This window comes from Candidatus Nanopelagicus abundans, from assembly GCF_002288305.1.
In the GTDB taxonomy this organism is placed as follows: Bacteria; Actinomycetota; Actinomycetes; order Nanopelagicales; family Nanopelagicaceae; genus Nanopelagicus; species Nanopelagicus abundans.
Genome location: NZ_CP016779.1, coordinates 519,062 through 531,839 on the forward strand (window position 1 = coordinate 519,062; position 12,778 = coordinate 531,839).

The 12,778-nt window shown below is 39.8% G+C and carries 13 protein-coding genes; all 13 read left to right on the plus strand.

Translation table 11 applies throughout. The features are described 5' to 3' along the window. The first annotated feature begins 123 nt into the window (after positions 1–123). A complete protein-coding gene (locus tag B1sIIB91_RS02755) occupies positions 124–813 on the plus strand; it encodes an MBL fold metallo-hydrolase (protein ID WP_095688105.1) in 690 nt (229 codons plus the stop codon). Between the two features lie 2 nt (positions 814–815). Continuing rightward, on the plus strand, positions 816–2,078 hold the full coding sequence (gene hisS / locus B1sIIB91_RS02760; RefSeq protein ID WP_095688106.1) for a histidine--tRNA ligase: 1,263 nt from the start codon (positions 816–818) through the stop codon (positions 2,076–2,078). Beyond that, complete coding sequence (gene aspS / locus B1sIIB91_RS02765) at positions 2,078–3,829, plus strand: aspartate--tRNA ligase (protein ID WP_095688107.1); 1,752 nt, start codon at positions 2,078–2,080, stop codon at positions 3,827–3,829. The genes hisS and aspS overlap by 1 nt, the downstream gene beginning before the upstream one ends. Before the next feature lie 29 nt (positions 3,830–3,858). Next, positions 3,859–4,170, plus strand: coding sequence for a DUF948 domain-containing protein (locus B1sIIB91_RS02770; RefSeq protein ID WP_095688108.1), 312 nt, complete (start codon positions 3,859–3,861; stop codon positions 4,168–4,170). Positions 4,171–4,172: 2 nt separating this feature from the next. After that, positions 4,173–6,854 carry an alanine--tRNA ligase gene (gene alaS, locus B1sIIB91_RS02775; RefSeq protein ID WP_095688109.1) on the plus strand — a complete coding sequence of 894 codons (2,682 nt, stop codon included), beginning with the start codon at positions 4,173–4,175 and terminating at the stop codon, positions 6,852–6,854. A 14-nt stretch (positions 6,855–6,868) separates the two neighbouring features. Then, positions 6,869–7,321 carry a Holliday junction resolvase RuvX gene (gene ruvX / locus B1sIIB91_RS02780; protein ID WP_095688110.1) on the plus strand — a complete coding sequence of 151 codons (453 nt, stop codon included), beginning with the start codon at positions 6,869–6,871 and terminating at the stop codon, positions 7,319–7,321. Next, positions 7,318–8,316 carry an endolytic transglycosylase MltG gene (gene mltG, locus B1sIIB91_RS02785; RefSeq protein WP_223298619.1) on the plus strand — a complete coding sequence of 333 codons (999 nt, stop codon included), beginning with the start codon at positions 7,318–7,320 and terminating at the stop codon, positions 8,314–8,316. Before ruvX ends, mltG begins: the two co-directional genes overlap by 4 nt. Next, positions 8,309–9,106: a shikimate dehydrogenase family protein gene (locus tag B1sIIB91_RS02790; RefSeq protein WP_041869572.1), complete on the plus strand. Its 798-nt coding sequence runs from the start codon at positions 8,309–8,311 to the stop codon at positions 9,104–9,106. Before mltG ends, B1sIIB91_RS02790 begins: the two co-directional genes overlap by 8 nt. 45 nt (positions 9,107–9,151) lie before the next feature. Next, positions 9,152–9,526 (plus strand): A24 family peptidase, encoded by a 375-nt coding sequence (locus B1sIIB91_RS02795; protein ID WP_095688111.1) that lies wholly within the window; start codon positions 9,152–9,154, stop codon positions 9,524–9,526. 77 nt (positions 9,527–9,603) lie between these two features. After that, the gene (gene aroC / locus B1sIIB91_RS02800) at positions 9,604–10,788 is read left to right on the plus strand and encodes a chorismate synthase (protein ID WP_041869579.1); all 1,185 of its coding nucleotides are present in this window, start codon (positions 9,604–9,606) and stop codon (positions 10,786–10,788) included. Further along, entirely contained in the window at positions 10,788–11,303 is a 516-nt protein-coding gene (locus tag B1sIIB91_RS02805; protein ID WP_095688112.1) for a shikimate kinase, read from the plus strand. The genes aroC and B1sIIB91_RS02805 overlap by 1 nt, the downstream gene beginning before the upstream one ends. Further along, entirely contained in the window at positions 11,300–12,325 is a 1,026-nt protein-coding gene (aroB, locus tag B1sIIB91_RS02810; protein WP_095688113.1) for a 3-dehydroquinate synthase, read from the plus strand. The genes B1sIIB91_RS02805 and aroB overlap by 4 nt, the downstream gene beginning before the upstream one ends. Beyond that, positions 12,322–12,753 (plus strand): type II 3-dehydroquinate dehydratase, encoded by a 432-nt coding sequence (gene aroQ / locus B1sIIB91_RS02815; RefSeq protein ID WP_095688114.1) that lies wholly within the window; start codon positions 12,322–12,324, stop codon positions 12,751–12,753. Before aroB ends, aroQ begins: the two co-directional genes overlap by 4 nt. Positions 12,754–12,778 lie beyond the last annotated feature (25 nt).

The following is a 12,778-nucleotide window of genomic DNA, read 5'->3' on the forward strand; positions in this document are numbered from 1 at the left end:
TGGCGTAGTAATCGTTAGCTTTACGGGCTTTGATTACTGTGTTTAGTGCTGACTAAAAGATAACCTAAGTACCTAAATTAGGGAAATCTGAACGAAAAAATGGTGATAAGTGGGGGGTGATTTTTGCTTATAGATCGAGTAGTTGCTGCCTACTTTGAAACAAATTGTTGGATCATGGCTACCGGCGCAGGTCAGGAAGCAATAATTGTTGATCCTGGTATTGGCAAGCCAAACTTAGTAAAAAGCATTGTTGAGAAAGTTCAAGAACATAATTTAAAGCCAGTTGCAGTTCTAATTACTCATGGGCATCTTGATCATATGTTTTCAGTATTACCGTTGACAAAAGAGATACCAATGCGAACATATATAACTGGTTTAGATAGATTCTTGTTATCAGATCCAATGGGTGCATTAGATCGCGGGGGAGTTAGTCAGCAACTAATTTCAGCATTTGGTTCAAATTTTAAAGAGCCAGATGATGTTGTTGAACTAGAAGATTTTTCACATTTTGAAGTAGCTGGATTAGATATTGGACCAATATTTGCACCAGGGCATACAAAAGGCTCAGTGGTTTTTACAGTAAATGATGAGCAACTAATTTCTGGGGATGTTCTATTTGCTGGTGGGATTGGAAGGACCGATTTACCAACTGGATCAGCCGCAGATATGCGCAAAACCTTACGGGAAAGAATTTTGACACTACCAGATGGCTTAAATGTCCTACCTGGGCATGGTGGGCAAACTACAATCGCCATTGAGCGTGTGAGAAATCCTTACCTGCAGAGTGATTTTCTAGATCAGATCGGGCGGTAGTTGTGAGTAAATTCCAAGCGCCCAAAGGAGTTAGTGAATATTTTCCGCCAAACTCGGCTTCATTTGAATATGTCAGAGATAAGTTACTTAAAAGCGCAAAGTTAGCTGGCTATGAATTAATAGAGTTACCAGTTTTTGAAGATACTGAGGTTTTTACTCGCGGTGTTGGGGAATCAACTGATGTAGTTAGTAAGGAAATGTATACCTTTGAAGATCGAGGTGGCCGCTCAATCACACTTCGACCTGAGGGAACTGCTGGTGTAATGCGCGCGGTTATAGAACATAATTTAGATCGAGGACAACTGCCAGTTAAACTTTTTTATACTGGGCCATTTTTTCGAGCCGAGCGGCCACAAGCCGGGCGTTATCGCCAGTTTTATCAGGTAGGAATTGAAGCAATTGGTTATAACGATCCAACAATTGATGTTGAAGTAATTGCGGTTGCCGATTCAGCCTTTAAAGCATTAGGACTAAAACAATATAAATTAAATATAACCTCTTTAGGGGATGCGAAAAGTAGAGATTCACACCGTACGGATTTAGTAAAGTTTATTTCCACTCTAAAACTAGACGAAGCAACAATTGAGCGAGCAAAAATCAATCCTTTAAGACTATTTGATGATAAGCGTGATGAGATTAAATCCGCAATGGCTAAGGCGCCAATTCTCCTTGACTATTTAAGTTCTGAGAGTGCTGAGCATTTTGAAGAAGTTAAGCGTCTACTATCTGAAATAAATATTGATTACGTAATAAATCCAAGGATGGTTAGAGGATTGGACTACTACACCGGAACAACCTTTGAATTTGATCACTCATTACTTGGCGCTCAATCTGGAATTGGCGGCGGCGGTCGATATGACGGATTAATGAGTTCATTAGGTGGATCTGATGTAAGTGGAATTGGATTCGGATTAGGTGTTGATCGAATCTTGATGGCATGCCAAGCAGAAAATTGCTTACCAGCATCGATTAACCAATTGGATTTATTTATTGTGCCAATTACTGAAAAGGGAAAATCTTTAGGATTTAAGTTAATTTCTGATTTGCGCACTGCAGGTATCGGTTGCGATATGGCCTACGGAGATCGAGGCTTAAAGGGTGGCATGAAAGCTGCTGATAAAAGTCAGGCACTTTATGCCCTAGTACTAGGTGATGATGAAGTTGTGAGCGGCAAATGTGAATTAAAATTAATGAGTAGTGGCGAAGTAATATCTAGTAACCTTACTGTTTCAGAACTAATTAATAGATTAGGAACAAAAAAGTAATGCTTCGTACTCACGATGCCGGATCACTTAATGCAAAATCAGTTGCGACCAAGGTTGTGCTTGCAGGATGGGTTGCCAGAAGGCGAGATCATGGTGGGGTTGCTTTTATTGATTTACGCGACTCAACTGGAGCCGTGCAGGTTGTAATTAATGATGAAAAAATTGCCGGTGAGCTAAGAGCAGAGTGGTGTGTTTTAATTACTGGAACGGTAAAACTTCGTCCATCAGGTAATGAAAATAAAGAAATTCCAACTGGTGAAATCGAAGTAGTTTGTGAAAAGCTTGAGGTCTTAAGTGAAGCAGCAGCGCTACCTTTCCCGGTAGATAGTGGTGATATCGGTAATATTTCTGAAGAGGTGCGACTTAAGTACCGCTACTTAGATTTACGAAGAGAAGGCCCGGCAAAAAATCTTAGATTACGTTCTAAAGTAACAACTGCAATTCGTGAGGTAATGTCAGAGGCAAATTTCCTTGAGATTGAAACACCTTATCTAACTCGTTCAACCCCCGAAGGAGCTAGAGACTTCTTAGTTCCAGTAAGACTTCAACCTGGGTCCTGGTATGCACTTCCGCAGTCACCTCAATTGTTTAAACAATTACTAATGGTTGCTGGAATGGAAAGATATTATCAAATAGCTAGATGCTTTAGAGATGAAGATTTCAGAGCCGATCGCCAGCCTGAGTTTACTCAATTAGATATTGAGATCTCATTTGCAGACCAATCTGATGTAATTACAATTGCAGAAAAAGTTTTATCTCAAGTTTTCGAAAAAGTTGTTAATTATAAAATTCCTTTACCGATACCTCATATGACTTATCACGATGCGATGAAAGATTATGGTTCTGATAAACCAGATCTTAGATTCGAGAATAAGTTAGTTGATGTAACAGAGTTTTTTAAAGATACATCTTTTAGGGTATTTCAAGCAGAGTATGTTGGCGCGGTTGTAATGCCTGGTGGGGCTAGTTCTGCTAGAAGAGATCTTGATGCTTGGCAGGATTGGGCTAAAGCTCGAGGTGCAAAAGGTTTGGCTTACATTCTCGTGCAAGCAGATGGAATCCTTGCCGGACCAGTAGCGAAGAATCTTTCAGAAAGAGAGAGTGGTTCAATTGCCACAAAGGTAGGCGCAAAAAATGGAGATGCAATTTTCTTTGCCGCGGGTACAAAAGTGTCATCTCAGAATTTGCTAGGAGCGGTAAGGCTTGAGATTGCCTCTCGCTGTAATTTAATTGATGCTTCGGCTTGGAAATTTGTCTGGATAGTTGACGCACCAATGTTTGAATTAATAGATTCTGAAAACTCAGCATCTGGTTGGACGGCAGTACATCATCCATTTACTGGACCAAAACCAGAGTTTGCCGATAGCTTTGATAAGCAACCTGGTGATGCTTTGGCATATGCGTATGACATAGTTTTAAATGGAAATGAAATTGGTGGGGGCTCTATTCGTATTCATCAACGAGATGTACAACAACGAGTTTTCAAAACAATTGGCTTATCTCAATCTGAGGCAGAAAGTAAATTTGGATTTTTACTTGAAGCGTTTAATTACGGTCCACCACCCCACGGTGGTATTGCCCTAGGGCTAGATCGTCTTGCCGCATTACTTGCTGGTGCTCAATCGATTCGTGAAGTTATAGCTTTTCCTAAGACTGCAAGTGGTGGCGATCCATTAACTGGTGCACCAACACCTATTACGCCAGCACAACGCAAAGAGACTGGGGTTGATACTCCAGCCGCTGCCAAGTAGTCAACGGCTTTTCAGGTATCCTTCCCAATATGGGTCCAGGTGGAATTGCAACAATAATCGCAGCATCTTCACTTGCAGTGATCGCTATAGCTATCGCATATACAGTATTTAGGCTTTCAAGAACTATTGATGAAGTCACAAAAACTATTGCGATGATCAATAGCCCAATAAAGAGCATAAGCAATGCAGGTAAGTCACTAGAGGCTCTGATTAAGAAATTTACAAACGTAACCGGATCTTTTTTTGATGAGAACCCAATGGCCATGAAGGCAGCAACAGCTGTAGTTTCAGCAGCGAAACTAAAGAAAAAGGGTAAGAAAAAAAGTAAAGCGAAAGAGTAGTGATGGATTCAGTAGATATCCGCTCTAGGTGGCTTGATTTTTTTGAGTCAAAGAACTCGTTAAAACTTTCTCATACTGTTGTTCCCTCAGCCTCACTTATTGCAAGTGATCCAAATCTTTTATTAGTAAACGCGGGAATGGTACCGTTTAAACCCTTCTTCCTTGGTGAGGTAAAGCCACCGTATCAGCGAGCAACCTCTGTTCAAAAATGTGTAAGAACTTTAGATATCGATGAAGTTGGCAAAACAACGAGACATGCATCTTTCTTTCAGATGTGCGGAAACTTTTCATTTGGTGATTACTTCAAAGAGGGTGCTATTGCACTTGCTTGGGAGTTACTAACTAAATCGATATCAGATGGTGGATATGGATTTAGTGAGGATAAGTTATGGGTGACTGTTTATGAAGATGATGATGAGGCAGCAAACATTTGGCAAAAACAAGTTGGTGTACCAAAGAATCGTATTCAGCGCAGAGGCATGGCAGATAATTTTTGGTCAATGGGGGTGCCAGGTCCTTGTGGGCCTTGTTCTGAAATTTACTTTGATCGCGGGAGTGCTTATGGCAAAGAGGGTGGACCAATTGCTGATGAAGATAGGTATCTTGAAATTTGGAACTTAGTTTTTATGCAAAATATTAGGGGCGACGGCGGAGACAAAAATTCATTTCCAATTGTTGGAGAATTGCCTGCGAAAAATATTGATACTGGCTTAGGGCTTGAGCGCACTGCCGCCCTTTTGCAAGGTGTTGAAAATATATATGAAATTGATACAACAAAGATGGTTTTAGATAAAGCGTCAGCTCTAACAAAAGTTAAATATGGAAAAGATGAAAAGTCAGATGTAGCACTTCGTGTAGTAGCAGATCACGCACGAACAGCCATGATGCTAATTGGTGATGGCGTAACTCCAGGTAATGAAGGCCGCGGGTACGTATTACGGCGAATGATGCGGCGAACAATTAGAAATATGCGGCTGCTCGGTTCACAAGATTTAGTTATTGGCGAGTTAATTAAAAGTTCAATTAAGGCGATGGGCCCACAGTATCCGGACCTAATTAGTGGATCTGAAAGAATTTTGGCAATTGCGCAGGCCGAAGAAGAAACTTTTACTCAGACCTTAAAAAGTGGAACTAGTATTTTTGATTTAGCTGCAACTCAATTAAAAAGTGAGAAGAGTAAATCCTTATCAGCGGATACAGCATTTAAACTACATGACACATATGGATTTCCATTTGATTTAACACTTGAGATGGCACGTGAGCAAGGTCTTGGTGTTGATGAGGTGGGATTCCGTAAGCTAATGAATGAGCAGAGAGATCGAGCCAAGGCAGATGCCAAAGCTAAGAAGAGTGGACACACAGATTTAACAGAGTATCGAGCAATTGTAGATAAATCAGGCACCTCAAAGTTTGTTGGATATGAAAATATTTCTGCAGAAGCAACGATTACCGGTGTATTAGTTGATGGGAAAAGTGTTGCAGAAGCAAATATTGGTGCTGAGATTGAAATTACTTTAGATCGAACGCCATTTTATGCTGAAGGTGGTGGTCAATTAGCCGATGGTGGAAAAATTCAACTTTCTAATGGCGCTGTAATTCAAGTTGAAGATGTTCAGTCACCTCTGCCTGGTCTAATTGTTCATAGAGGAAGTGTGGTTAGCGGTGTTGTAAAGAGTGGCGCTCCAGTTGTTGCTGATATTGATTTAGAACGAAGATTAGCTATTTCTAGAGCACATACAGCAACGCATATGGTGCACAAAGCTTTTAGAGAAGCGTTAGGTGAGACGGCAACTCAAGCCGGATCTGAAAACGCACCAGGTCGATTCAGGTTTGATTTTCCTTCAACTAGCGCTGTTCCAATATCTGTACTTAATGATGTTGAAAGTAGAGTTAATGAATTATTAATTGCTGACTTACAAGTACACGCTCAAGTAATGTCACAAGATGCCGCAAAAGCTATGGGAGCAATAGCACTATTTGGTGAAAAGTATGGTGATCAGGTTCGAGTTGTTAGCGTTGGCGATTGGGCCAAGGAGTTATGCGGTGGCACACATGTGGCTCGCTCAGGCCAACTTGGGTTAGTAAAGCTTTTATCTGAGTCATCAATTGGTGCTGGTGTACGTAGAGTCGAAGCGCTTGTTGGGCACGATGCTTATCAATATCTTGCTCGCGAGCATGTATTACTGAATTCTTTGACTGAAATAATTAAAGGTGCGCGGGCAGATGAATTACCGCAGCGTATTTCTGAATTAGTTGAAAAAATGAAATCGATGGAGAAAGAGTTATCAGCTGTTCGAAGTGCAAAGGCGTTAGCAGCCACCTCACAAATAGCTAATAAAGCAAAGAAGGTTAGAGATATTAATTTAATTGTTGAGCAATTAGAAAGTGAAATAGCAGTTGATGACATGAGATCAATTGCAATTAATTTGCGAGAAAAAGTTAAGTCTGGTGTAGTGGTGCTTTCAACTATCAATAGTGGTAAGCCCTTACTTGTCGCTGCAGTCTCACCTGAAGCGATTAAATTGGGAATTAAGGCAGGTGATTTAATAAAAATTGGTTCTGCAACCCTTGGCGGTGGCGGCGGTGGTAAAGACGACTTCGCACAAGGTGGTGGGGTAGATGTTCTAGCTATTTCAAAGGCACTCACTGAAATTACCAAGCTAATTGAGGGGAAAGTAAATTAAAGATCGGACCGATAATGAGTAAGCCTGTAGAAATTGGCCGAAGAGTTGGCTTTGATTTTGGAGATAAGCGGATCGGTGTTGCAACTTCTGATCGTGAATCAATTTTAGTTTCACCCCATGCAACTATCTTAAATAATGAAAAATTAGTCGATAAATTATTAGAAATAGTAAAAGAAGTTGAACCAATTTATATTGTTGTAGGTGATCCAAAGCATTTATCGGGGGAGGAAAGTGCGAAATCTGCAGATGTTGCTGAGTTTGCAATCTTATTAAAAAGTGTTTTTAAGGGTCCGATTTATTTTGTAGACGAGCGGCTTACTACCGCCAATTCTTATGCTCAAATGCGGGAAGTAGGAAAATCTGAAAGAGATAGTAAACATATTATTGATCAAATTGCAGCTATAAATATATTAGAGAGTGCAATACTTAGTGAGAGATCTGGAACAGCAATAGGTAGGCTTATGTGAGACGTTTAATTGGCATGTTACTTGGCTGTGTAACATTTTCTATATCCGCAGTGTTTATCCATAACGCGTTCCTACTTAATGACTATCGGGCTACTACGTCAGATCAAAAAGTTGAAATCTTTATCGAACCTGGAGATAGTGGTACTGAAATAGCTCAGAAGCTTTATAAATCTGGAGTGATAAAAGTAAGTAAAGTTTTTTATAAAATTGCGATAAATGAAAAGCGTGCTAAATCAATTTCTCCTGGAGTTCATGAGATTGATTTGAAAATATCATCTCGGGCAGCTTTTGAACAACTTCTTGATGGCAAACGCAATCGAGGTCTATTTGGGTTTAATGAGGGTTTACGAAAGAATGAAATATTAGATCTATTATCAAAATCAAATTTGGTTGAAGGCGTATTATCAAAAGATGTAAAACCTGATAAAAAATATAACACTAATAATCTAGAAGGGTTTTTGTTTCCAGCTCAATATGCATTTATTCCTGGTTTAAGCACGGATAATGCAGTTCAACAAATGGTTGATCGCTTTAATTTAGCGGCTAAAGCTAGCAAGATTGATCAAGGATATAGTGGCTTTACCCCGTATGAGCTTTTAACAATAGCGTCTATGTTACAAGCAGAAGGTGATGAGCAAGATTTTTCAAAAATTGCTCGGGTTATTTATAACAGATTAAAAGTAGGCATGCCTTTGCAGATAAATGCAACAATTGATTATGCGATGAATTTAAGAGGAAAAATTCGCTTGCCATATAAATTACTAGAAATAAAATCTCCTTATAACACTTACCGATATCGTGGATTGCCGCCAGGCCCAATTGGAAATCCAGGTCAGGCTGCGTTAGAGGCTGCAGTTAATCCTGCAAACGGGCAGTGGCTCTACTATGTGACAGTGAAACCTAGTGACACTAGATTTACAAAATCTTATGACGAATTCCTAGTTTGGGTAAGTGAGTTTAAGAAAAACGAAAAGGCAGGTTTGTTTAATGATTAAGTTGGCGGTGGCTGGTTACCCAATTAGCCATTCTCTCTCGCCCCTATTACATTCCACTGCTTACAAGATCCTTGGGGTAGAAGCAGAATTCTTAAGTGCTGAAATAAGTGAAGATAAGTTTGGTGATTATTATTTTGAAGCAAAAAATTCTGGGTATAGAGGCCTTGCATTAACTATGCCATTAAAGGAAATTTCAATTGGATTTGTGGATAGAGTTGACCCAGTTGCTAAGCAAATAACCTCTGTTAATACAATTATCTTTGAATCAACTGGAAGTATTGGTTTATCAACTGACTTGCTAGCTTTTAAAAACCTGCTTAAGCCATATTTTGGCAAGAAAATTGCGATTCTTGGTGCAGGCGGAACTGCTCGTGCTGCGATTGGTGCTTTAAGAGGAAGTGGTTCAGAACTTTCAATTTTAACTAGATCTGTGACTCGCCATGATCAGTTACACGCCGCCGCAGTTGATTTAGATATTGAGTTTTTAGATTGGCATCGATTTGAAGAGATTCAAGATAGAGATTTGATTATTTCTACTACACCTGCCGGTGCAACTGATGGACTTTCAATTATCTCAACAAAAGCAGATTTCTTTGAGGTTATTTACCACCCATGGCCCACTGAGCTAGCAAAGCGGTACCAGAATCTAGGAAGAAATGTAATTGGAGGACTATCTCTTCTAGTTGAGCAGGCACTATTTCAGATAAATTATTTTTCACAAAAAGAGTTTGATTTTGATGAAATGAGGAAAGAATTGCTTAAAGTCGCAAATGCGGCCGTTAAGGGTTAATCCACAACCATACTTTTAGAGATTTTAAATCTCTAACCTGCTGTAATGGCAATTCAAATTCTTCTGTTACTTATGCTGACCTGGATGTCATTTTATGATATCCGCTTTCATTTAATCAGAAATATTGATTTATTTGTTATTTTTTTGTTATTGATACCAAATTTGGGTAATTGGTTATTTGGTTGTTTAAATCTTTCTTTCTATCTATTGCTTAATATGGTAGCTAAAGGCGTAATAGGTGCAGGGGATATCAAGTTGTCGTTTTTATTAGCGTTACAGCTTGGTTCAGTTACTGCCTTGGTGAATTCGCTTTCTTTCACATGGATTCTTGGCGGTCTTTATGCATTAATAAGTAGATCACCTGCCATTGCCTTTGCGCCATTTATGATCTGTGGTACCTATTTAGCAAGAATTCTCTGAGTAAGAGGTTAAATTGGCGGCGAGATAAGTATCTGATCTGAGAGAATACTCTTCTAAATATTGATTAGGGGAGTCTTGTGATTCGTTGGCTAACAGCAGGTGAATCACACGGTCCTGCTCTTTCAGCAATTATTGAGGGAATTCCTGCACATGTTCTCATCACTAGTAAAGATATTGACGCAGATTTATCTCGCCGCCGATTAGGTTTTGGCAGAGGTGCTCGTCAGAATTTTGAAGCTGACAAAATAACTATTACTGGCGGTATTCGACTTGGCATAACACAAGGTGGCCCAATTGCTATTCAAATTGCAAATTCAGAGTGGCCCAAGTGGGAAAAAGTTATGAGTTCAGATCCTGTTCCTGAAGATGAAATTAAAGATCTTGCTCGAAATGCGCCTTTAACAAGGCCACGTCCTGGACATGCAGATTTAGTAGGGATGCAAAAATTTAATTTTTCTGATGCTAGACCCGTTTTAGAGAGGGCAAGTGCAAGAGAGACAGCGTCAAGAGTTGCACTAGGAGCGGTGGCTCGTGCTTTTCTCAAGCAGTCAGTTGGAATTGAAATATTAAGTCATGTGATTTCAATTGGTGAGGTCAGTGTGTCTGAAGATTATTCATTACCTACCATTGCAGATCGAAATCGAATTGATGAGAACCCAGTGCGATGTGCTGATCAAAAAGTAAGTGAAGCAATTGTTAAAGAGATTGAAGCAGCCCATCGTGATGGAGACACACTTGGTGGTGTTGTTGAAGTTTTAGCTTATAACTTACCACCAGGATTAGGTTCTTATACACACTGGGATAAACGCCTAGATGCAAAACTTGCTGGAGCAATGATGGGTATTCAAGCTATTAAAGGTGTAGAAATTGGTGACGGTTTCACAACTGCAAGACGGCGAGGCACTGTTGCTCATGATGAAATTGAGAAGAACTCTAAAGGTGCAATTGCAAGGCGCACTGATCGAGCTGGTGGCACTGAAGGTGGAGTTAGTAACGGGGAAATTCTAAGAGTTAAGGTTGCAATGAAACCAATATCTACTGTTCCAAAAGCATTGGACACAATAGATGTAGCAACCGGTGAACCAGCTAAAGCAATTAATCAACGCTCAGATGTGTGCGCTGTTCCTGCCGCTGGAATTGTGGCAGAGGCTATGGCTGCTTTAGTACTGGCAGATGCAGTGCTTGAAAAATTTGGTGGTGATAGCTTGCAAGAGACTAAGCGAAACTTTGAGAACTACATAAAAACCTTAGATATAAAGTAATGCTTACGAAAATCGTCTTAATCGGCCCACCGGGTGCGGGTAAATCCTCAGTAGGTCGTGCTTTATCTAAAGAGCTATCAATGCCATTTATTGATAGTGATAGTGAGGTTGAGAAAATAGCCGGTAAAAAGATTTCTGAAATTTTTGTTGATGATGGTGAGCAGATATTTCGTAAAATGGAAGTTGATGTTGTTAGTAAATTACTCACGGACTTTTCCGGCGTTATTGCATTAGGTGGTGGTGCTCCAATTACTGTAGAAACACAACATAAATTAGAGTCATGCGACTTTCCCATAGTATTCATTGATGTTTCAATTTCACAGGCAGCAAATAGAGTTGGATTTAATAAAGATAGACCTCTACTTTTGATAAACCCTCGCCAGCAGTGGCTGAATTTAATGAATGATCGCCGGCCTATATATGAGCGACTTGCGACCGAAATTGTGTCTTCTGATAATAAGAAACCGGCAGAAGTTGCCAAAATTATTAGTGAAAAGCTAAAGAGTAAATTATGAAAATAATAAACGTAAAAGCTGAGCATAATTACCAGGTTGAAATAGGGGTTGAATTTTCAAGTGCGATCAAGCAAATATGTAATAACCATAGAAAAGTTTTGCTATTAGCCCCCGCCTCTCTTATAAAGCTATTTAAAATAAAAGAATCGAAAAATTTATTTCTACTTCCAACTCCAAATGGTGAGAGTCAAAAGAGTGCTCAGTTCTTAGATCGTATTTGGCGAAAAGCAGCATCCATAGGATTGGAAAGATCAGATGCCATTATTGGATTTGGCGGGGGAGCTACTACCGATGTCGCCGGCTTTGCCGCTGCAACATGGCTTAGAGGGATAAGTTGGTATGCGATACCAACATCACTTGCCGGAATGGTTGATGCTGGTGTTGGCGGAAAAACCGGAATTAATTCTGGTGCCGGAAAGAATTTAATCGGGTCTTTTTATTCACCTAAAAAAGTATTTATAGATCCGCACTTTTTAGAAAGTCTACCCAAGCGGGATATCTCTGCTGGAATGGCAGAAGTAATTAAATGTGGCTTCATTGCTGATTATAAGATTTTAAATCTTGTGCAAGAAGATATTTTGGATTATCCACAATTAATTTCTCGAGCCGTTAAAGTAAAGGCCGATGTTGTCTCTAAAGACTTTAAAGAGAGCAAACTTCGCGAGATTTTAAACTACGGTCATACCTTAGGACATGCGATTGAGAAAGATAGTAAGTATAAATTGCGCCATGGTGAGGCTGTAAGTATTGGAATGGTATTCGCGGCAGAATTGAGCAAAGAATTAAGTAATTTATCTGAGGTTGCGGTTTTGCTACATCGCGAACTGCTAAGAAACTTTAATCTACCTCTGAGCTACAGCAGGAGTAGGTGGAATAGTTTGTCCGTATTGCTCATGCAGGATAAAAAGGTAAAGCAGTCTCGATTACGTTTTATTGGGATTAGCAAAATCGGGAAACCAGTCTGGTTAGAAGATGTTTCATTGAGCACCCTTGCAAAGGTATATGAGAGAATAAGCAAATGAAGATATTGATTCTAAATGGCCCTAATCTTTCTCGTCTTGATCTGCGGGAAAAAAGTTATTATGGTGATCTCGATTATGCTGGTTTGAGGAAAGCCATTGAATCAAAAGCCACCTCACTTGGAATTGATGTCGATGTTAAGCAGAGTGATAGTGAAAGTGAATTAATCTCTCTCCTACATGAGGCTGCAGATAAAAAGCAGCCAGTGATATTTAATCCTGCAGCCTTTACTCATTATTCATATGCGATTCGGGATGCAGTGATAATGCTTAAAGCGCCCGTAATTGAAGTGCACCTATCAAATCCACTCTCTCGCGAAGAGTTCCGCCATACTTCGGTTATTAGCGGGGTAGTAAATGGAACAATTGCTGGGTTTGGCGTTGAGAGCTATCACCTTGCGCTAATTGCAATGCAAAAACTACTTGGCTAACAAGGTAGGCTAGGCCAATAATTTT